Consider the following 21,393-nt stretch of genomic DNA (forward strand, 5'->3'; position numbering starts at 1 on the left):
TTAGGCCCCGCGGTTGCGGGGCCTTTGTGCATCTCAGGGCGCCCAGCACTGCTGGTGGACCACCCGCGGCTCGACATGGGACCACAGCAACTCGTTCGCCTTTCGCGCGCGCGAGTCCGCGTCCTGCCCGCTGATCAGCCGCCGGTGCAGATAAGCGATGAGGTCAGCGGCCTGCAGCAGGCGGCTCGCCTTCGACGGGGCGAAATGAATGGTGTCGACGATGCACGGCAGCATGCTGCTCAGCGTGCCGCCCGTGCCGTCCCGCTGGTAGTCACGGAAGTGCTGTCGATGGTCGTCGGCCCCGTGGATCTCGTCAGCGATCACCAGCGCCAGCTGGCCCACCCCATGACTACAGTGGTCGATCTGCTCCAGCAGCTGCCGAAGGACGATCTGGTGGGGGCGGCAGGAGTCTCCGTGCCGCGCCTGGTACGCCAGGACGTCGAGCCCGCGGACGATGATCTGTACATCGTGCGCCGCAATCGCCTTCATGGCGTCCGCGTAGACGCCGATCCGGGCGCGGATCATGTTGTTGCCTTTGTTGCCCATGCGGGTCCAGTCTTCCCGTGCCTGGACGAGGGCGTGTCCGTGCAACTCGGCGCTCTCCTCGACGGGATACCTCTCGGCAGCCTTGCGCACCACCGAGTCGAGCGCGCGCCCGAGCGGACGGAGGTGCTGCTCGGCCACGAGCAGCGCGACCATCCAATAGTGGTCCTCGTCATATGACTCATCGACATAGGTGAGCAACACACGGTGATTGTGGCACACAACGACGCCGCGGCAGCTTGGAGTTGCCCCTTGCCGACCGGTCGGCGACGAACCGGGGTACCGGCCTACCAGCACGGCCACGGCGCCCCGGGCCGGATGGAAGACTGGCGGGGTGAGTGCAGACCGCCGGAACCGAACGACCCCCGTCAGCAGGGCCCGCCGCCGTGATGTGATCGATGCGCTTCGGCGGGGAGCCGTGCCCGAGAGCGGGCTCAATCTGCTCGCTACCGGACTCGGGCGGTTCGAAACCGCTCTGGACTCCGAACTGGACGCCGTGGCCTCGGGCTCGTCGGTGTTCAAGGCCGTGCGGGGTGAGTACGGATCCGGCAAGACGTTCTTCACCCGCTGGCTCGGTGAGCGTGCCAAACGCCGCAACTTCGCCGTCGCCGAGATCCAGATCGCCGAGACCGAGACTCCCCTGCACAAGCTGGAGACCGTCTACCGACGTCTCACCGAGCGGCTGGCCACATCCAGCTTCGCGCCCAGTGCGCTCCGTCCCATCGTGGACGCCTGGTTCTACGCGCTGGAAGAGGACGCACTCGCCGCCGGGACTGGTGAGGAGGAACTGCCGGAGGAAGTCCAGCGGTTGATGACGGCGCGGCTCGACGAGGTCTCCCGGCATGCCCCGGCCTTCGCCGCTGCGCTGCGCGGCTACCGCACCGCCCTCACTGCAGGGGACGAGAGCACCGCCGCAGCCGTATTGGCCTGGCTGGGAGGGCAGCCGCATGTGGCCGCCGCCGCACGCCGGGCAGCCGGGGTACGCGGCGACCTCGACCACTTCGGTGCGTTCGGCTTCCTTCAAGGGCTGCTCACCGTGCTCCGGGACTCTGGACACACCGGCCTCTTTGTCGTACTCGACGAGGTGGAGACCCTGCAGCGGGTCCGCTCCGACGCACGCGACAAGGCGTTGAACGCGCTGCGGCAACTCATCGACGAGGTGCACTCGGGACGATTCCCCGGCCTCTACCTTGTGATCACGGGGACACCCGCCTTCTACGACGGCCAGCAGGGCGTCCAGCGCCTCGCTCCGCTCGCCCAGCGGCTGGCCACCGACTTCACCACCGATCCGCGCTTCGACAACCCTCGCGCCGTGCAGGTGCGACTTCCCGGATTCACCATGGACTCTCTCGTGGGCCTGGGGATCACCATCCGTGATTTGTATGCGAGCGGCGCCACAGCACCGGAGCGAATCAAGGCGGTGGCGGACGACACGTACATCGCCGACCTGGCCCGAGCGGTCGGCGGGGCCCTCGGCGGCAAAGTCGGGGTGGCACCCCGGCTGTTCCTCAAGAAGCTCGTCGGTGATGTGCTCGACCGCATCGACCAGTTCGACGACTTCGATCCGCGACAGCACTACCGGCTGACCCTCTCCGGCAGCGAACTCACCGACACGGAACGCAATCTCGCTGCCGGCGGGACGGCCGACGACATCGACCTGGAGCTGTGATGGCGGCGGCCGATCCGTTGGATCGACTCGACCCCGTCGTCCTGCACCACATCGTCAACACCCTTGGCTGGCCCGACCTGCGTCCATTGCAGCGGTCTGCGATTGGTCCCCTGATCGACGGCGAGGACGCGGTACTGCTCGCGCCGACAGCGGGCGGCAAGACCGAGGCCGCGTGCTTTCCCCTGCTCTCCGCGATGGCACAGCAGCGTTGGACAGGCGCCTCGGTGCTCTACCTGTGCCCCTTGAAGGCTCTGCTGAACAACTTGGCGCACCGTATCGACTCGTACGCCCAGTGGCTGGGCCGGAGCGCTGCCCTGTGGCACGGAGACACCCGGGAGTCACAACGCAGCCGCATCCGTACCGCACCACCAGACATCTTGCTCACCACACCTGAGTCGCTCGAGGCAATGCTGCTCGGGGTGAAGACCGACCATGCCCGGCTTCTCGGCAGAGTACGAGCGGTGGTCGTGGACGAGGTCCACGCATTCGCCGGAGACGACCGGGGCTGGCATCTCCTGGCCGTACTGGAGCGGCTGGAGCGGGTAACAGGCAGGCGTATTCAGCGCGTGGGGCTGTCAGCGACGGTCGGCAACCCCGAGCAGCTCCTCACCTGGCTGCAGGGAGCGGGCGCGGGCAAGCGAACCGGGCATGTCGTCGCACCTCCTCTCACGGCCGCCCCCGCCAGTGCGCCGCCCGCCGGTGAGGTCGAGCTCGACTATGTGGGGTCGCTGGACAACGCCGCAAAACTCATTGCGGCCCTGAACCGCGGCGAGAAACGTCTCGTCTTCTGCGACTCGCGACGCCAGGTCGAAGAGCTCGGCGCGGCGCTGCGAGCCCGCGAGGTCACCACTTTCCTGTCCCACGCCTCGCTGTCGGCCGAGGAGCGGGCCCGCTCGGAGCAGGCGTTCGCCGAGGCACGGGACTGTGTGATCGTCTCGACCTCGACCCTCGAGCTCGGCATCGACGTGGGCGACCTGGACCGGGTCATCCAGATCGACTCACCAGGCAGCGTCGCATCCTTCCTGCAGCGCATCGGCAGAACCGGGCGACGAGCAGGCAGCGTACGAAACTGCCTGTTTCTGGCCACGCGTGAGGACACGCTGCTCCAGGCGGCGGGCCTGTTGCTGTTGTGGGGGCGCGGCTGGGTCGAACCGGTGATCGCGCCGCCGGAGCCCCGGCACCTGGTCGCGCAGCAGCTCCTTGCCGTGACCCTTCAACAGCACAAAATCGGCGATCAGTTGTGGGACCGGGAGTGGAATGGGCTGGCCCCCTTCGACCGGTCTGCCGAGCCTGTACTGCGGCATCTGGTCGACGAGGGCTTCCTCGACGAGGACGGAGGTCTGCTCTTCATAGGTCCGGAGGCCGAACGGCGCTTCGGGCAGCGGCACTTCATTGAACTGACTGCTTCGTTCACCGCCCCACCGCAGTTCACCGTCCTGTCAGGGCGTACGGAGATCGGGCAGACCGATCCATCGGTACTGACCGAGGAGCGCCCCGGACCACGGCGGCTGCTGCTCGGTGGGCGCAGTTGGCACGTCACGTTCATCGACTGGCAGCGACGACGCGCCTTCGTGGAGCCGGCCGACGGCGGAGGCATCGCCAAGTGGACCGGCGGAGGCATCGCCGGACTGTCGTACGACCTCACCCGCGCGATGCGGGAGGTGCTGCTGGGCGCCGATCCACCCGTCGCGTTGACCCGCCGAGCCCAGGCTTGCCTGCAGGAATGGCGTGAGGAGAAGGCGCCGGACCTCGCGCATCCTGCCGGAACACTGGTCACCCGGGCCGGAGAGGACGTGCGCTGGTGGACCTGGGCCGGTTATCGCGCCAATGCGACGCTGGCCGCGACCCTGTCGTCGATCTCCGATCCTGTGCAGCGGCCGACCGACGGCTTTGTGCGGCTTCGGGAGGACCTGACCGCGGAGATGTGGCGGGAGGCCCGCGCAGACGCCGGCGAGGCGCTGGTCCTGCCCGACGTCGACCGGCGTGCGGTGCGAGGGCTGAAGTTCTCTGCCGCACTTCCCGAGCGGCTGGCGGTCGCCACCGTCGCTGCCCGGCTGGCGGATTTCGAAGGTGCGTCTGCCGCACTTGCCGAGCCGGTGCGTCTGCTCATCACGCGTTCGTGAGCCGGTAAACCCGCTTCCTTGCAGGGTCCCTGCACCTGCCGAGCAGGCGCCCGCTAACGTACTGGCCGTCATTGCGGCCCGACGGGCTTCCGTACACCGGACATGCCCCCACCCGCACGAGTTCTTTCGTGCCATGGGGGATCTTCCTTGCTGCTCCAGAAGTCGGCCGCCGACCTCTCTCCGTACATCAGGCCCAGCGGTACGGCCCATCTCCCCCTCACCGAGCTGCTGATAGCCGAGTACGGCATGGTGCACCGCGCGGACCGGAACTCTGCCCCAGGTGCCGGGCTGATCCGGTCCTGGGACCGGAGCCTCCCACCGGTCATCGAGTTACTGAACAGGCTGGGCCTCGGCGCAGTGGAGGTCATGATCGAGTACAAGCTGCCCGGTCGCGACGGAGACGTCGATGTCGTCCTCGCCGGGCGGCACCCGCTGACCGATGATCTGTCGTATGTCCTTGTCGAGTTGAAGCAGTGGCGACGAGCCCAGGTCTGGCCCGACAACCCCGTGGCCGTCGACATCGGCGACGACAAGCTGAAGCTGCATCCGGTGCGGCAGGTGCAGCGGTACTGCGAGTACCTCATCCAGCATCTCGCCCCGCTGCACGGCCATCGCGACCGCATCGCGGGGGCAGCTCTGTTACACAACGCGACAGACGGCATCGAGCAGCTCTACGAACTGCCCGCCAACGCCTTTGGCAGTCTTTACGGCGCGGACCGCATGGACGGCTTCGCCTCGTTCCTCCGAAGCCGACTGGCGGCGAAACCCGGCCTCCGCGCGGCAGAGGTTCTCCTCCGAGCGGAGCAGTACGAGGCACCGTCCTCGAGCGAAGCCTTCAGCCGGGTAGGCGAACCGCACCCGGTGTACGCCCTCCAGGAGGAGCAGGAGATGGCCTTCCGGGAGGTGTACGAGACCGTCCGTCGCCCCAGCAGGGCGAAGAAGAAGGTCGTCATCATCCAGGGAGGTCCCGGCAGCGGGAAGACAGCCGTCGCCGTGGAGCTTCTGCGCACGATGAAGCAGGAGGGGCGGCATGTGGTGCATGCGAGCGGGTCGGCATCTTTTACCAAGAACCTGCGGGCGGCCGCCAAGGATGCGGCACCACGGGGCCAGAAGAGCCGGGCCGAGCGGCAGGCTCGCCAGGACTTCCGCTTTTTCCAGACGTTCGGCGATGTTCCTGAGAATTCGATCGAAGTCCTTATCTGCGACGAGGCTCATCGCATTCGAACCGTGTCTGATGGCCAGTACGTCCCCCGATCGGTCAAGGAACGCGGTTGGCCACAGGCAGACGAGCTGATCTCCGCCGCCGAAGTGCCGGTGTTTCTGCTCGACGACTGGCAGTCGCTTCGGCCTGGGGAGGTGGGGACTGTCGATTACCTCAAGGAGCGCGCGGCCGCAATGGACTGCGAGGCCGTGGTCCATCAGCTACCGGGAATGTTCCGCGCCGAAGGCAGCATCGAATTCCGCAACTGGGTCACCGAGTTGCTGGGACTCGCCAGAACCAGCCCCAGGCCCTGGACACCCGACGGCCGCTTCGACCTCCGCTTCGCCGAGACACCTGAGGAGTTGGAGACATTCCTCGAGAAGCGCCTCACCGACGGAGCGAGTGCACGGATGACGGCCGGCTTCTGCTGGGAGTGGCGTGCACCCGACGACGGGCTACTGAGGATGGAGGTTCAGATCGGCGACTGGCATCGGCCCTGGAATGCCCATGCAGCGGTGACCGAAGAAGGTGTTCCGGAGACCAGCCAATGGGCGACAGATGACCGCGGCTTCGGCCAGGTCGGCTGCATCTACACGGCCCAGAACTTCGAGTTCGACTGGAACGGCGTCATCATTGGCCCGGATCTGGTGTGGCGAGGCAACGGGTTCGTCGTGGACCGGAGCAAGACCCATGACGGTGAGCTCAAGAAGCGATCGGCCGACGACGCGGACGTCGAGCGCTGTGTCAGGAACGCCTATCACGTCCTTCTCACCCGCGCCCGCACGGGCACCGTCATATACGCCGAGGACCGGGAGACACGGGATGCACTGCGCCGGCTGATCTCGGGCACCATCGCTGAGCAGCCGATCCGCAAGCGGAAGCGAAAGCCCCGACCGACCGACTGATCCACTCACGGCCATGTCGTTGCCACCGCCACCGAGCTAATCTTGATCGCATCGATCACGCGGCCCGACGGGCTTCCGCTTCAGGACATGCCCCCACCCGCACGAGCTACTTCGTGCTGCCTGGGGGCAATCCTTGCTGTTCCGCGACTCCGCCGCTGCGGTCGCCGCCCGCCATCTCGAAGGGTCGCTGGCCCTGCACCTGACCGAGCAGTTCGTGCATGCACACGGCTATCGGCCGGGTGCTTCCGAGGTGCGGTCCTGGGAGCGGAGCATTCCCGCGCTGACCGGTGCGCTGCTCGACGCCGGGCTCGGCCAAGTGGAGATGCTGCTCGAGTACGGGCTGCCGCTGACCAGCAAGCGGGCGGATGTGGTGCTGGCCGGCACTCATCCGCGTACGCAGGAGCCGTCGTACGTCGTTGTGGAGCTCAAGCAGTGGAGCGAGGCGCACCCGGATGACGACGATCCGCTGCTGTGCCGGGTGGACGCGTACACGCGGCCCGTACTGAACCCGATCGAGCAGGTGCGGGGATACTGCGACTACCTGGTGGCATTCAATGGGGCGCTTGCGGAGCATCCCGAGCGCATTTCCGGAGTCGCATATCTGCACAATGCGACCGAGTTCGGCATCGGTGGCTTGTACGAGGTGAAGCAGAGTGAGCGCGGACGGCTCTTCTCTGCCGAGCGGCGGGGCGAGTTCCTTGAGTATCTGCAGTCGAGACTCGCTCCGGTTTCCGGTGCTGACGCAGCCGATGCGCTGCTCGCAGGGAAGGTGCGGCCGTCCAAGCAGCTGATGAGTGTGGCAGCGCAGGAGGTACGCGAGCGCGAGCAGTTCGTGTTGCTGGACGAGCAACGTGTCGCGTACGAGATGGTGTTGCGGGCTGTCCGGAAAGCGCACGAGTCCGACCACAAAGAGGTCGTTGTGGTCACCGGCGGGCCGGGTACGGGCAAGAGCGTGATCGCGCTGTCGCTGCTCGGCGAGTTGTACCGGCAAGGCACTCCGGCCCTGCACGCGACTGGATCACAGTCGTTCACCAAGACGATGCGTAAGGTCGCGGGCGCCCGTAAGCCCGAAGTCCGCGACCTCTTCAAATACTTCAACAGCTTCATGACAGCCAACCGCAATGGCCTGGATGTGCTGATCTGCGACGAGGCGCACCGTATCCGCCAAACCTCCGCGAATCGGTGGACGTCGGCCGCCGCTCGTACCGGCAAGCCCCAGATCGAAGAACTGTTGGACGCGGCCCGTGTGCCGGTCTTTCTCCTGGACGAGCACCAGGTGGTGCGGCCCGTCGAGATGGGGACGGTGCATGAGATCAAGGCCGCAGCAGCGGCCAAGGGACTGGAGTGCCGGGTCGTGCCGCTGGACAGTCAGTTCCGGTGTGGTGGCAGCGACGCGTATCTGCGGTGGGTGGTGCGGCTATTGGGCTTGGAGGACGGCGGTCCGGTGGGATGGGAGCCCGACGACCGGATGGAACTCGAAGTCGTGGATTCACCAGAGGGGTTGGAAGCCGTTCTCCAGTCGCACCAGGGTCAGGGCTACGGGGCTCGGATGTCTGCCGGGTACTGCTGGAGGTGGTCCGACGCGAAGCCCGGCGAGCCGTTGCCCGCGGATGTGGAGATCGGCGGCTGGGCGCGGCCGTGGAACCTCAAGGGCGAGCGGTCGGTTATGGGTGCACCGCCCTCTGCCTTGTGGGCCACGGACCCTGCCGGGTTCGGCCAGGTCGGCTGCGTGTACACGGCGCAGGGCTTCGAGTACGACTGGAGCGGGGTCATCCTCGGACCCGATCTGGTCTGGCGGGCCGACCGGTGGGTCGTTGACCGCTCGGCGTCCAAGGACCCGGTTTTCAAGAAGGCGACCCCGGATGAGGACGTGGACCGGCTGATCCGCAACACGTACAAGGTGCTGCTCACGCGCGGCATGGTCGGCACCGTGATCTACTCCACGGACGCGGAGACCCGGATCAAGTTGCGCGAGCTCATCTACGGCACGTCGATGGATACTGCTTCAGAGGCCCTCCCTCCCTCGCAGACTCTCGGAGCAAACCTGCGCCGCTGATACGCACATGCACCACGGCGTCCGGCCAGAGCTTGAGGCAACATGAGGCTGACCTAGCCGCCCCAGACGTCGCCGTGACGATGGCGGGTCGGCGGGTGGTCGAGGTCCTCGGCCGTTTCGAGCAGGTCGTTGGCAGCACGGAGGCCCTTGAGCGCCGACGTACAGAAGCCGCGCAGCGCAGCGCGGGCGGTGGCCTCGCCATCGGCGCGGCTTGAGACAGGTACGCCACGGGCGCGCGGGTACTCGTACGACGCGAAGCCGCGGACGATACGGCGCGGGATGGGGCGGCGGCCGACGTGCCGGGACTCGTGCAACTCTGCGTACGCGTAGCGGAGTTCTGTGAGTGCGTGGGCCGTCCACGGGCCGGGGGAGGTGGACCACCAGCTCGTGGCGCGATGTTTGAGGGGGACGTGGTGGACAGTGCGGGACATGGGCAGACCTCTGCCGGCCCGCCGGAACATCCGGCGTGGCCGATCTAGAAGTCGGCCGCCGTGAAACGTCCCCATCGCTTGGTACGCATGGCCTGGAGAGTGGCAGGCATGGGTCTGCGCCGTCGAGCGGATTATGAGTGACTCCAGCGGGCGGCCCGTCCCCCGGCTCAGCCGCGCTGGCTGCCGAAGTGGATGTTCCCGATCGTGCCCGACTGGATCACCGGACCGTGCTGTGTGCCGCCGCTGATCGTGTTGTGGACGTCGTGCCCCTGCGGGGCGCTCCACTCCGGCCACAACTCGTCGAGCAGCGCGCGCAGTTCCGCCGCGGCCTCGGGGTCCGCTCGGAGGGTGCGGCGCATGCGGGAGCGCCATTCGGCCTGGATGTCGGCGGCTGCCTCCTCGTCCGCGGACTGCTGGGCGTCGACCAGTTCGGCGCGGGCGGTGTCCAGGTCGGCGGCGACGCTCTCGGGGGTGGTGGAGCCGCGGGAGAAGAAGCTTACTGCGCGCTCGCGCACCGAGGTCCAGGTGTCCGCGACCATCTGCTGGACGAGCGCGGTCGCTCCCGCCGTCGCCAGTGCCATCAACTCGGCTTCCACGAGGCCCCCTTCGGCCGATTGCAGGTCCTGTGCAGAAAGCCTAGTCGGTCACCTTCCCAGCAGCGCGGTGAGCGCGCCCACCGGGTCGGCGTCGGGGGTGCCGCGGGGCCACCAGTCCTCGCGGTCCGGGTCCGATTCGTAGCCGTACCAGAGGCCGTCGCGGCCGAAGCGGAGTTGGAGGGAGCGGGTGGAGAGGTGGTTGCGCCAGGGGCGGAAGTGGGGGAAGTCGGCGGCGATCAGGGCCGGGCGGGCCCGGTCGAAGGGGCCCGCGGGCGGGTCCCAGGGCTCTTCGAGTACGGCTAGGGCCTCACGGCCGCCCTGCCGCCAGGCGGCCACCGCGCGGGCCAGGTCGGTGGGGGTGTGGTCGGTGGCGGCGGCGAGGTCGCGGTAGAGGGCGCGGGTGGAGGCGGTCAGGCCCGAGCCGGGGTGGGCGGCGGCAAGCCGGACCGCGTCCTGCCATTGGGTCAGCTCTGCGGTGGGGTCGGCGCCGGTGGTGAGGAGGGTGTGGGCGCGGGCGGCCGCCTCGGTGGCGAGGAGGTCCAGGGCGAGGGGGTCGGGCGCGCCGGGCGTGTGGGGGTAGGCCGGAGGGCGGCCCGGGTGGCTGGGCGCGGGGAACGGGGGCGGGAGAGCCGGGAGCGAGCGCGGGGCCAGCGCCTCGCCGGCCGGGACCGTCGGCAGGGGCGCGGCGGTCGCGGCGCTGGTCCGCTCGGCCGCCGACCGGGTCGCGTTGCGATGGGAGAGGTCGGCGAGGATTTCGCGTTCAGCGCGGCCGCGCATCAGGAACAGCACGAACGGGTCCTCGTCGAGCAGCCTGGCCGTCTGGTAGCAGAGCGCGGCCGCGTGCTTGCAGGGGTAACCGTCGTCCGGGCAGGAGCAGTCGGGGATCAGGTCGCCGGGCGTGGGCAGGAGGTCCGCCACGGCTGCCAGCGCATGTGGTACGTCCTTGTCGAGCAGCGCCGCGATGTGGTCGGGACGGGCCGCCGCCGCGGCCAGGAACTCGTCCCAGTCGTCGTCGGTGAGCGTACGGAGGCGGATCTCCGTGCGGTACGGGCGCGGTCTGGTGCCGTGGACGTACGCCATGACCCGGCCCGGCGTGACCGTGATCGCGTCGACATGGCCGCGGCCCGCGTACGCACGGCCCCGGGTCAGCCGTGCCCGGTCCAGCGCGGTGTCCTCCAGCGCCTCCACCCAGGCGTTGCCCCACCAGCTGGACGCGAACTCCTCGCCCGCGAGGGGCTCCAGGGCCGGGAAGGTGCGCCGACGGTCGTCGTAGCGGGAAGTCGTGCGCGGCGTCATGACGGCCTCCGCAGCGAGACGAGGTCGGCCAGCTCACGGTCGGTCAGCTCGGTCAGGGCCGCCTCGCCGGAGCCGAGGACCGCATCGGCCAGCGCCCGCTTGGACGCGAGCATGTCGGCGATCCGGTCCTCCACCGTGCCCTCCGCGATCAGCCGGTGGACCTGCACCGGCTGTGTCTGACCGATGCGGTAGGCCCGGTCCGTCGCCTGCTCCTCCACCGCCGGATTCCACCAGCGGTCGAAGTGCACGACATGGCCCGCCCGGGTCAGATTCAGGCCGGTGCCGGCCGCCTTGAGAGAGAGCACGAAGACCGGGATCTCGCCGGACTGGAAGCGGTCCACCATGCGCTCGCGCTCCGCCACCGGCGTTCCGCCGTGGAGGAGTTGGGACCCGATCCCCCGGGACGTGAGGTGCGCGGAGAGCAGGCGGGCCATGGAGACGTACTGGGTGAAGATCAGGACTGAGCCGTCCTCGGACAGGATCGTCTCGAGGAGCTCGTCGAGGAGTGCGAGCTTGCCGGAGCGGCCGGCCAGCCGCGCGGCGCCGTCCCCCGCACTGTGCTCCTTCAGGCTGTGCTCCTTCAAATACTGCGCGGGGTGGTTGCAGATCTGCTTGAGGCCGGTCAGCAGCTTCATCACCAGCCCGCGCCGCGCGATGCCCTCCGCGCTCTCGATCGCCGCCATCGTCTCCCGTACGACCGCCTCGTACAGCGACGCCTGTTCCCGGGTGAGCGCCACGGGATGGTCGGACTCCGTCTTCGGCGGCAGCTCGGGCACGATGCCCGGATCGGACTTCTTGCGACGCAGCAGGAAGGGGCGGACCAGCCGGGACAGCCGCTCGACGGCGTCGTCGTCCTCGCCGTTCTCCACGAGGCGTGCGTGGCGGGAGCGGAAGGCCTTCAGCGGGCCGAGCAGTCCTGGGGTCGTCCAGTCCAGCAGCGCCCACAGCTCGGAGAGGTTGTTCTCGACGGGCGTGCCGGTCAGCGCGACCCTGGCCGGGGTGGGGATGGTGCGCAGGGCTTTGGCGGTCGCCGAGAACGGGTTCTTGACGTGCTGCGCCTCGTCGGCGACGACCATCCCCCAGGTGTGCGCGGCCAGCCGGTCCGCGCTGGTGCGCATCGTGCCGTACGTGGTGAGGACGAAGCCGCCGTCGAGCTCGGGCAGGGTGCGGTCGGCGCCGTGGAAGCGGCGCACCGGCACGCCGGGGGCGAAGCGGGTGATCTCCCGCTGCCAGTTGCCGAGCAGGGAGGCGGGGCAGACGACCAGCGTCGGGGCGGTGCGGTCGCGGTGGAGGTGAAGGGCGATCACCGTGACCGTCTTGCCGAGGCCCATGTCGTCCGCGAGGCAACCGCCGAGCCCGAGCGAGGTCATCAGGTCGAGCCAGGCAAGGCCCCGCAGCTGGTAGTCGCGCAGTGTGGCGGCGAGGGCGGGCGGGGGTGCGACCGGGGTGGAGGCCGCGGTGAGCCGGTCACGAAGGGTCGCCAGCGCGCCCGTCGGCACCGCCTCCACCGTCTCGCCGTCCACGTCCGCCGTGCCGGTCAGCGCCACCGCGAGCGCGTCGACCGGCTGCAGCAGCCCCAACTCCCGCTTGCGCGCCTTGCGTACGAGATCGGGGTCGACCACCACCCACTGGTCCCGCAGCCGCACGATCGGGCGGTGCGACTCGGCCAGCGCGTCCATCTCGCGCTCGGTCAGCGGATCGCCGTCGAGCGCCAACTGCCAGTTGAACTTGAGCAGTTCCTCGCTGTCGAAGAAGGGTGTGCCGTCCGTCGCCGAGCCGGGCGCGGGCCGTACGACCGCGGCGGCCGAGAGCGTACGGGCCAGCTCCTTCGGCCAGTGCACGGCCACCCCGGCCGCCGCCAGGCGTGCCGCCCCCGGTCCCAGCAGCTCGTACAGCTCGTCCTCGGTGAGGGGCAGCACATCGGGCACGTCCCGCTCGAGGAGGCCGGCGAGCGGCGGCCAGACCCGGGCCGCGCGGCGCAGCGCCAGCACCGCGTCGATCCGGGCACGCGGCCCGAAGTGCTCGTCCCCGTCACCCGCCCACAGCCGGGCCGCGTCGATGACGAGCGTCGGATCGGCGAGGCTGTGCACCTGGACGAGGGCCGCCCCGGCGTTGCGCTCCGCTCCGTCGTCCTGCTCCCCGATGTCGAAGAGCTCGAACGCGGACAGGTCGAGGCGCAGCGAGATCCGCACCCCCGCGTCCATGCCCGCCGCGGCCTCCGCCGCCCACTCCCGCGCGCCGGGCAGATGCTGGGCGGAGGCGGCGGCGAACGGCGCCCCCGCGGCGTACGCGGCGGCCGGCGTACGCGGCAGGGTGTCGGCCACCGCGTCGAAGAACGACCTCACCAGCGTCTCGGGGTCGGGCAACTGCAACGGCCGCAGATCGGGAACGGGGACGGGGACGGCATGCGCCTCGTACGGCATGGCGGCGGCGATGGCCCGCAGCTGGGCGATGTCGGCCGCGTCCAGGGGCCCCGCGCGCCACGCGTCATGATCGGCCGCGGTCAGTCCGGGCAGCAGCCTGCCGCGCGCCACCAGATGGACGGCGTGCAGTGCGGCCGCACCCCAGCAGGCCGCGGCGGGGTGCGCGGCCGGGTGGTGGCGGGCGCGGGTCAGGAGCGGTACGGCCTCGGCGACCGGCAGCAGCAGGGCGGGGACGGTGCGGCTGCGGACGTCTGTGCCTGTGCCGGTGCCGGTGCCTGTGTCGGTGCCGGTGCCTGTGTCGGTGCCTGTGCCTGTGTCGTCGCGGCCTACGACGGTGAGTTCGCCGGTCGCGCCCCGGAGCCGGTCGCCGTCCGGATCCCAGAAGGCGACCCGGCCCTCACGCGGCAGCGGCGCCGGAATGAAGACCGCGGCACAGGTGTGCAGCGTCTCCCGCAGGCGCAGCATGTCGTCGGACGTCACAGGGTCACCTCCCACCCACAGGCCGTATGCGGAAGTACCGAAGTACTGGATCTACGACCTTACGGGTGGGGTCTGACAATGGACACCGACAGCCGCCCGAGCACCCCGCGACCTGCGGCGACGGTGCTGCGACGGGTCAGGCCGCGGGCGGCACCGATGGCGGCGCGAGCGGCGGGACGGCCTGCGGCGGTGGCGGTGACTGCGCGGGTGCCTGTGCGGGCTGTGACTGCGGTGACTGCGGTGACTGCGACTCCACTTGCGGCGGCTGGGACTCGGCCTGCGGATCCACGGCCTGTGAACCGGCGCGCGACTCCACCGCCTGCGGCTGCCCTGGCGGCTGAGCCGCCCGTTCCAGGAACCGCAGCAGCTCCACCGGGAAGGGCAGCACCAGCGTCGAGTTCTTCTCCGCCGCGACGGCTACCACGGTCTGGAGCAGCCGCAGCTGAAGTGCCGCGGGCTGTTCCGACATCACGCCGGCAGCCTGCGCCAGCTTCTTGGATGCCTGGAGCTCGGCGTCGGCGTTGATGACCCGGGCCCGCCGCTCACGGTCCGCCTCCGCCTGCCGCGCCATCGACCGCTTCATGGCCTCGGGCAGCGAGACGTCCTTGATCTCCACCCGGTCGATCTGCACGCCCCAGCCGATCGCGGGACTGTCGATCATCAACTCCAGCCCCTGATTGAGCTTTTCGCGGTTCGACAGCAGATCGTCCAGATCGCTCTTGCCGATGATCGACCGCAACGACGTCTGCGCCATCTGCGAGACCGCGAACCGGTAATCCTCCACCCGGATCACGGCATCGGCGGCGTCGACGACCTTGAAATAGATCACCGCGTCGACCCGCACCGTCACGTTGTCCCGCGTGATGCCGTCCTGCGCGGGCACCGGCATGGTCACGATCTGCAGATTGACCTTACGCAGCCGGTCCACGATGGGCACGATCATGGTGAAACCCGGGCCGCGCACTTCACTGCGCAACCGGCCGAGGCGCAGGACCACACCTCGCTCGTACTGCTTGATCACCTTGGCGGCCGCCATGACATACACCAGACAGCCGGACGCGGCCACCACGCCCGCAGTCACCAGCTCCTCGACCATCAGGGCACCCCCTACCGTCCGAGCCGGATTTCAAATACCACGGTATGCCCGATATACCCCCTCGGGCGAGCCTCAAGCGCCAGCGGATCCGTGCCCTGCCGCGGCGGAACGGAGGAAGGCCGCACCCGTCGCGGGTGCGGCCTTCCTGAGCGGAGACCCCCTGCGGCTAGAGGCGCTTGCGTACGAGAGCGACGAGCTCCGCCGTGTGATTGCGCCGCACCCAGGCGATCCCGCCGAAGACGACGAAGAGGATGACCGGCGTGATCGCGTACTGACCGTCGAACACCGTCACCTGAGTGATGAAAGCGCCGATCATCAGGCCCATGAAGGCGAGCGCCGAAAGCCCGGAGAGGATCGGGATCACCAGCGCGATCGCGCCGGCCAGCTCCAGACCGCCGGTGAAATACATGAACCAGTCGCCGAAGCCGATCTTGTCGAAGGACTCCGCCGCGGAGGAGTGGCCGATGAGCTTGGGAGCGGCGCTCGCGACGCCCATGAACACCGCGAGCACGATCTGGAGCGTACGCACGGCGAGGTCCGAGCGGCGGCCCAGGGTGGTTCCGGTGGTAGCGGTCGTGGTGGCGGTGGTGGCGGTCGTTGCGGACATCGTGGTCTCCTCCGGAGGAGCGTTCCGTAGTGCTTTCGCAGAGGTAGACCGGGAGGCGGCCCGGGACTCATCGCTCCCCCGGGCCCCGGCTTCAAAAACTTCGACTTCCCTTGTCCGGCACGGCGTTCAGAGCTCGAACCAGCCGTGGCCGGAGTACCAGTGGCGGCCCGCTCGCAGATGGTCGCCGATCGCGCGCTCCAGCGTCGTACGGCGCGCCAGCGCATCGAGCGGCAGTTCCGGATCGCCGAACACAAAGCCGACCGGAACGTCGTCCTCCGCCTCCTTCTTCTCGTACGCGGAACGGAAGCGGTCCTGGAAGCGGACGATGTTGGAGTCCTTCGGCAGATACTCGGCGAGCTGCCGGTCGAGCAGCCATGAGTGGCAGGTGGCGACCCGGTACGTCTCCTCGGGGAAATGCCGCGCGAAGAACTCCCTGGCCCGGGACAGGGACCGGTCGCACGCCGCGGGCGTGATCGGCCCGAGGAAGTCGGGGATGTGCACATTCAGCGCGAAGTCCCCCGGCCCCAGCGGCAGTCCGGCCGCCCGCACGGCCTCGCCGGTCCGCACGCCGAGCCGGGACCGCTGAAACTGCAGCCGCCCCAACTGGTAGATCTCGCCCCGGAAGTGGAGACCCAACCAGCCCGGTATCAACAGTCCGCCGGTGCCCCGGCGCCTGCGGTGAAGGGCCACATGGCGGCCGAGGTCGGCCAGCGTGTGACGGGAGACGCCGTCCGGCACGGAACGTTCCCGGTGGTACGCCCGTACGTACGGGAGGGCCGCGACGAAGACGTACACCGGGAAGCAGCGGGCAGGCGCGCCCGAGTCGTCGGGCATCCGCGGCAGTTCCCCGCCTCCGCCGATCCTGCCCATGTCCTGGAGCATCTCCTGGATGCCCGTCTCCAGCAGCCGGCGCAGCCCGGGGTCCGCCGTGATCCGGCCCCGCAGCGCGAGGAGTTCGTTGATGTCCTCGTGCGGCACCGCCAGATCCAGCAGCGCCTCGGCCAGCTCGTCCGCCTCCGGCAGCTCCACCAACGCGGTTGTCACCAGCGACTCCTCCCCCTCACCGTCCCGAATATCCGCGGTATCCGGAATATCCGGCTCAGTTGTGCGGATATCGGTCGTACGGATGCGCCGGCTCGCCGTACCCCACCGTGGCGTGCTCGGTCTGCAGGCTCAGATCGTCGGCCAACTCGGCGATCACGCCCCGCCCCTCCGTCAACACCAGCCAGGATGCAGGCAGTTGTACATCGCTGTACCGCACGCCGAGCAGATTGCCGCAGATGGCTCCGGTGGAGTCGCTGTCGCCCGAGTGGTTGACCGAAAACAGCAGGGCCTCGGTGACGTCGTTCGTACGGGCCAGGGCGCAGTAGACGGCGATGGCGAGGGCTTCCTCGGCGACCCAGCCCGCGCCCAGCGACTCGACCTTCTCTGCGGTCGGACGGCCGCCCCGGGCGGCCAGGTCCACTGCCGCCCGGAGCGCCGCCGTGGTCTCCTCGTGCTGCTGGTAGCCGCGCAGCAGTTCCATGGCCCGCAGCACCGCGCCCTCAGCCGAATCGCCCTCCATCAGATGCGCGATGATCGCGGCGAACGCCCCGGCCGCGTAATAGCCGGTCGGGTGCCCATGGGTGATCTGCGCGCAGTGCGCGGCCAGCTCGAACGCCCGCCGGGGCTCCGCCCCGACCAGCCCGAAGGGTGCCGAGCGCATGACGGTGCCGCAGCCCTTAGAGCCGGTGTTCACCGGACCCGGATCCCCCAACACGGCCGTCACGTCGGGGACATACCGCTGAGCGAGCCCGGTCAGACAGGCGTTGCCGGGTGCCCGCCGCGCGTACAGGAAGGGCTGCCGCCTCAGCCATCCCGTCCTGACGTAGTCGCCCTCGGTCGGCTCGGGCGGGGCCGGGTAGTTCTGTGTGTCCAGCCAGCGCAGATAGGCGTTGCGCACGCAGGCCGTCTCGCCGCCGCCGATGCCCTTCCCGGCCGCTCTGGCCTGCGCACGGATCAGCCCTTCGGCCGTGAACAGCGTCATCTGAGTGTCGTCCGTGATCCGCCCCCTCACGCCGTCGGAGTCCGGTACGAGTGAGGTCACACCCTGCTCGCCGTACATCCCGCGGATCGCGCCGAGGGAGAGGAACTCGACCGGATTGCCCAGGGCGTCCCCGATCGCCCCGCCGAGCAGGCATCCGCGGATCCTGGCCCGACGGACGGCCGTGCTCTCCCAAGACTGCTTGTCCACTGCTCGGCTCCTCGACGTCGACATCGGCTCGGCTCGGCTCGGCTTCGGTTACGGGAACGGATACGGGTGCATCCTGGAGTAGGAGATGCGATTGCCATGCGCACTGGGAGTGAACCGACAACTGCACGCAGTCCCCTGCGACTGCGGCTCTGGCTGAGTGTATGGGGCCTGATCTGGGCCGGGGCGGGCACGGCGGCATTCGCCCTCGCAGCGCGCCCCGGCTGGGCGGTGGCGTGCGGAGTGCTGCTGCTGATCGTCACCATTGATCTGTTCATGGTCCTGCGGCACATCCACCAGGGGCCGCACTACCAGCCGGGCCGCGACATCCCGCCGTACGAACCGGACCACGGCGGCCGCGCCCCGCGCCCCGGTCGCAACCCGCGCCTCGGTCGCTAGACGCGGCCCGGTCGCTGGACGGCCAGTGGATTCTGTGAGATCAGGCCTCGAAAGCCGGGCCTCGGATGTCAGGCCTCCGCGTCGAAGCGCGCGGCCTTTACATACTCCGGCTTCGGGTCCAGCGCCGCCGCCAGGCGGAAGTGGCGCTTGGCCTGTTCCGGACGGCCGGCCCGCTCGAAGGTGCGGGCCAGTGCGAAGTGGGCGAAGGCGTTGTCCGGCTCGCGCTCCAGGACCAGCTCGAATTCGAGCTCGGCCGGGCGCAGTTGGGCCGCGGCGAAGAAGGCGCGGGCACGCAACAGCCGGGCCGCGGTGTTCTCGGGGTGGGCCGCTATCACCGAGTCCAGCAGTTTCACGGCGCCGCGCGGATCCCTCGCTGCCAGCAACTGCTCGGCCGCGCGGTAGTCGATGACGTGCGTCTCCGGATTGCTCTTGGGCACGGTCGCATCCTTCCCCTTGCTGCCCGGTTCCAACACCACGTCCGGCAACGGTATTCCGATCAACTTCGCACGGGTCTGCGGATGCCTAACGGGAGCCGGGCTGCGCGGCGGCGCGCTGGGTCAGCTCCGCCCAGACCTTCCGTACCTGCGGCTCCAGATTCTCCAGCGGCCCGTCGTTGTCAATGACCAGATCGGCGATGGCTCGCCGCTGCTCGCGCGTGGCCTGGGCAGCCATCCGTGCTCGCGCCTCGGACTCCGCCATTCCGCGCAGCCGTACCAGCCGGTCCAGCTGCGTCTCGGGCGAGGCGTCGACGACGGCCACCACGTCGTACAGCGGCGCCAGGTCGTTCTCGGTGAGCAGCGGTACGTCGTGGATCACGACGGCGTCCGGCCCTGCGCCCTTCTCCAGCTCCATGGATCGCGCCCCGACCAGCGGGTGGACGATCGAGTTGAGCGTCGCCAGGCGGTCGGAGTCGGCGAAGACGATCGAGCCGAGCCTGGGCCGGTCCAGGGTGCCGTCGGGGTTGAGGATGTCCAGGCCGAAGGCCTCGACGACGGCCGCGAGTCCGTGCGTACCGGGCGCGACGACCTCACGAGCGATCTTGTCGGCGTCGATCAGCACCGCTCCGTACGACTCGAGCAGTCGGGAGACTTCGCTCTTGCCGGCACCGATTCCGCCGGTCAGGCCCACCTTCAGCATGGCCGCAGCCTACGCGAGCGGGCTATGCATCACCCTCCCGCTCAGCGAGGAAGCGTTCGAAATCGCGGCCGATCTCGTCGGCGGACGGCAGGTCCACCGGCTCCGCGACCAGACTGCCCCTGGTCTCTGCGCCCGCCACCGCGTCGTACTGATGCTCAAGGCCCCGCACCAGCGCCACCAACTCCTCGTCGCCCTCGCCGATCTGCCGCTCGATCTCGGTCTGGGTGCGGTGCGCCTCCGTGCGCAGCGAATGTGCGACGCCCGGCAGGACGAGGCCCGTCGCGGCCGTGATCGCCTCCAGGGCGGTCAGCGCGGCGTCGGGGTAGGAAGATCGTGCGACATAGTGCGGCACATGCGCGGCGACGCCGAGGACGTCGTGGCCCCACTCCACCAGGCGGTACTCGACCAGCGACTCCGCGCTGCCCGGCACCTGCGCCTCGTCGAAGGGGCTGCGATGGCCCGGCATGAGGTCCGTGCGGTTGCCGTGCGGGGTGAGGCCGACAGGGCGGGTGTGCGGGACGCCCATCGGAATGCCGTGGAAGTTGACCGCGAGCCGCACGCCGAGCCGCTCGACGATCTGTCGGACGGCGGCGGCGAAGCGCTCCCACTCGACGTCCGGCTCGGGTCCCGACAGCAGCAGGAACGGCGCGCCCGTGGCGTCCTGGACCAGCCGGACATCCAGCGTCGGCGTCTCGTAGGCGCTCCAGCGGTCGCGGCGGAAGGTCAGCAGCGGGCGGCGGGCGCGGTAGTCAACCAGCCGGTCGTGGTCGAATCGGGCCACCACCTGGTGGGGCATTGTGTCGAGCAGGTTGTCGACGATCTGCTCGCCGGCCTCACCCGCGTCGATGTATCCGTCGAAGTGATACAGCATGACCAGACCTGCCGATTCCTGGGCGAGCGCCATGTCGACGACGGCGAGGCCTTTCGGCTCCCATTCGTACAAACCCTGCGGATCAAGCACGATTACCGCTCCTCCTCGTGTTCGTACAGAAGAACGCCCGGTGACTCACGGGCATTCCCGCCTCACGCGATGAACACACCGAAGGGGAGGCTCTGTTCAGGGCGGCGGGCTTGCGGCGGGCTTGCGGCGGATTTGTCGCGAACTGGTCCCGACCTTGACATGCCCAGAGCGCATCCCTACCGTCACGAGGCAGTTCATTGTTCAGAAACGCGCCCATCGTTTACATACAAAAACGGGAAGGCATCCCCCATGCGCACCCGAAAGCTGCTCCCCGCCCTGCTGGCCGGCGCACTCGCGACCGGCGGACTGTCCTTACTGGCCACACCCGCGGGCGCCGCAGCGGTCATCGATGTGACCACCGCCGCCCAGCTGAAGTCGGCACTGTCCGCCGCCCACCCCGGCGACACGATCCAGCTCGCCGACGGCACCTACACCGGAAACTTCAAGACCACCACCGCAGCCACCTCCGGCTCCCGCATCACCCTGACCGGCTCCTCGAAGGCAGTCCTCAAGGCCGGCGGCGGCTACGGTCTGCATCTCAACGGCGCCTCGTACTGGACCGTCAAGGGGATCACCGTCACCGGCGGCCAGAAGGGGATCATGACCGACTCGGCCGACGGCGTCGTGATCGACTCGGTGACCGTGCACGGCCTGGACATGGAGGGTGTCCACTTCCGCAAGTCCAGCCGCAACGGCGTCATCAAGAACTCGCGGATCCACGACACCGGCAACAACGGCAGCGGCATGGGCGAGGGCGTCTACGTCGGCTCCGCGAACACACTCTCCGACAAGAGCGACAACGTGCAGATTCTGGACAACACCATCGGCCCGGACGTCGGCGGCGAGGCCATCGACATCAAGGAAGGCACCACGGGCGCGAAAATCATCGGCAATGCCTTCGACGGCCGCGGCCTGACCGGCGCCAACTTCGACGACTCATGGATCGATGTGAAGGGCAACAAGACCCTCGTCGAGAACAACACCGGCAAGAACACCACCAACAACGGCTACGAGACCCACACCCAGCAGAGCGGCTGGGGCTGCGGCACCGTCTTCCGCGGCAACACGTCCGATCTGCGCGGAGCCTCCGGGACCAAGCAGCTCGCCATCAATGTCACCAACTACAGCTCCAGCTGCCCGACGACGGTCTACGCCGGCAACACCGTCACCGGCGGCAAGGGCCTGACGAACATCCCCGTCACGCCATAACCTCACGCCATAACGTCGCGCCATAACGTCG

General features: G+C 69.2%; 18 protein-coding genes. 6 read left to right on the forward strand and 12 right to left on the reverse strand.

Annotated features, from left to right (window positions below):
• Positions 1-33 precede the first annotated feature (33 nt).
• Positions 34-747 (reverse strand): DUF3800 domain-containing protein, encoded by a 714-nt coding sequence (locus ACZ3H8_RS11800; RefSeq protein ID WP_467400413.1) that lies wholly within the window; start codon positions 745-747, stop codon positions 34-36.
• 130 nt (positions 748-877) lie between these two features.
• Between ACZ3H8_RS11800 and brxD the strand changes: the two genes are divergently transcribed.
• The 4 genes from brxD to ACZ3H8_RS11820 all read left to right on the forward strand — a co-directional run bounded on the left by brxD (position 878) and on the right by ACZ3H8_RS11820 (position 8,497).
• Complete coding sequence (gene brxD / locus ACZ3H8_RS11805; RefSeq protein WP_467400415.1) at positions 878-2,212, forward strand: BREX system ATP-binding protein BrxD; 1,335 nt, start codon at positions 878-880, stop codon at positions 2,210-2,212.
• The gene (locus ACZ3H8_RS11810; RefSeq protein WP_467400418.1) at positions 2,212-4,335 is read left to right on the forward strand and encodes a DEAD/DEAH box helicase; all 2,124 of its coding nucleotides are present in this window, start codon (positions 2,212-2,214) and stop codon (positions 4,333-4,335) included. The genes brxD and ACZ3H8_RS11810 overlap by 1 nt, the downstream gene beginning before the upstream one ends.
• 147 nt (positions 4,336-4,482) lie before the next feature.
• Positions 4,483-6,441 carry a DNA/RNA helicase domain-containing protein gene (locus tag ACZ3H8_RS11815; protein WP_467400420.1) on the forward strand — a complete coding sequence of 653 codons (1,959 nt, stop codon included), beginning with the start codon at positions 4,483-4,485 and terminating at the stop codon, positions 6,439-6,441.
• A gap of 133 nt (positions 6,442-6,574) precedes the next feature.
• Positions 6,575-8,497, forward strand: a complete 1,923-nt coding sequence (locus ACZ3H8_RS11820) for a DNA/RNA helicase domain-containing protein (RefSeq protein ID WP_467400422.1) — start codon at positions 6,575-6,577, stop codon at positions 8,495-8,497.
• 53 nt (positions 8,498-8,550) lie between these two features.
• On the opposite strand, the gene ACZ3H8_RS11825 is transcribed toward ACZ3H8_RS11820, so the two are convergent.
• The 8 genes from ACZ3H8_RS11825 to ACZ3H8_RS11860 form a co-directional block, all read right to left on the reverse strand.
• Entirely contained in the window at positions 8,551-8,928 is a 378-nt protein-coding gene (locus tag ACZ3H8_RS11825) for a hypothetical protein (protein ID WP_467400425.1), read from the reverse strand.
• A gap of 167 nt (positions 8,929-9,095) precedes the next feature.
• Positions 9,096-9,524, reverse strand: a complete 429-nt coding sequence (locus tag ACZ3H8_RS11830) for a hypothetical protein (RefSeq protein WP_467400427.1) — start codon at positions 9,522-9,524, stop codon at positions 9,096-9,098.
• A 48-nt stretch (positions 9,525-9,572) separates the two neighbouring features.
• Positions 9,573-10,820 carry an SWIM zinc finger family protein gene (locus ACZ3H8_RS11835; RefSeq protein WP_467400429.1) on the reverse strand — a complete coding sequence of 416 codons (1,248 nt, stop codon included), beginning with the start codon at positions 10,818-10,820 and terminating at the stop codon, positions 9,573-9,575.
• Complete coding sequence (locus ACZ3H8_RS11840) at positions 10,817-13,708, reverse strand: DEAD/DEAH box helicase (RefSeq protein WP_467401275.1); 2,892 nt, start codon at positions 13,706-13,708, stop codon at positions 10,817-10,819. Before ACZ3H8_RS11840 ends, ACZ3H8_RS11835 begins: the two co-directional genes overlap by 4 nt.
• Before the next feature lie 151 nt (positions 13,709-13,859).
• Entirely contained in the window at positions 13,860-14,819 is a 960-nt protein-coding gene (locus ACZ3H8_RS11845; RefSeq protein WP_467400432.1) for a slipin family protein, read from the reverse strand.
• 166 nt (positions 14,820-14,985) lie between these two features.
• A complete protein-coding gene (locus ACZ3H8_RS11850; protein ID WP_467400434.1) occupies positions 14,986-15,426 on the reverse strand; it encodes a DoxX family protein in 441 nt (146 codons plus the stop codon).
• A 126-nt stretch (positions 15,427-15,552) separates the two neighbouring features.
• Positions 15,553-16,470, reverse strand: coding sequence for an acyltransferase domain-containing protein (locus tag ACZ3H8_RS11855; protein ID WP_467400436.1), 918 nt, complete (start codon positions 16,468-16,470; stop codon positions 15,553-15,555).
• Between the two features lie 55 nt (positions 16,471-16,525).
• Positions 16,526-17,683 carry an ADP-ribosylglycohydrolase family protein gene (locus tag ACZ3H8_RS11860; protein WP_467400439.1) on the reverse strand — a complete coding sequence of 386 codons (1,158 nt, stop codon included), beginning with the start codon at positions 17,681-17,683 and terminating at the stop codon, positions 16,526-16,528.
• Positions 17,684-17,755: 72 nt separating this feature from the next.
• Here ACZ3H8_RS11860 and ACZ3H8_RS11865 point away from each other — a divergent pair, with 72 nt between their 5' ends.
• Positions 17,756-18,055 carry a DUF6343 family protein gene (locus ACZ3H8_RS11865; protein WP_467400441.1) on the forward strand — a complete coding sequence of 100 codons (300 nt, stop codon included), beginning with the start codon at positions 17,756-17,758 and terminating at the stop codon, positions 18,053-18,055.
• A 68-nt stretch (positions 18,056-18,123) separates the two neighbouring features.
• Here the strand turns inward: ACZ3H8_RS11865 and ACZ3H8_RS11870 are convergent, their stop codons facing one another.
• The 3 genes from ACZ3H8_RS11870 to ACZ3H8_RS11880 form a co-directional block, all read right to left on the reverse strand.
• Positions 18,124-18,492: a tetratricopeptide repeat protein gene (locus tag ACZ3H8_RS11870; RefSeq protein WP_398988009.1), complete on the reverse strand. Its 369-nt coding sequence runs from the start codon at positions 18,490-18,492 to the stop codon at positions 18,124-18,126.
• A gap of 85 nt (positions 18,493-18,577) precedes the next feature.
• On the reverse strand, positions 18,578-19,192 hold the full coding sequence (gene coaE / locus ACZ3H8_RS11875; RefSeq protein ID WP_467400443.1) for a dephospho-CoA kinase: 615 nt from the start codon (positions 19,190-19,192) through the stop codon (positions 18,578-18,580).
• Positions 19,193-19,214: 22 nt separating this feature from the next.
• On the reverse strand, positions 19,215-20,153 hold the full coding sequence (locus ACZ3H8_RS11880; protein ID WP_467400446.1) for a PAC2 family protein: 939 nt from the start codon (positions 20,151-20,153) through the stop codon (positions 19,215-19,217).
• Positions 20,154-20,402: 249 nt separating this feature from the next.
• Here ACZ3H8_RS11880 and ACZ3H8_RS11885 point away from each other — a divergent pair, with 249 nt between their 5' ends.
• Entirely contained in the window at positions 20,403-21,362 is a 960-nt protein-coding gene (locus tag ACZ3H8_RS11885; protein WP_467400447.1) for a right-handed parallel beta-helix repeat-containing protein, read from the forward strand.
• Positions 21,363-21,393: the final 31 nt, after the last annotated feature.

This window comes from Streptomyces sp. NPDC002868 (assembly GCF_055563295.1).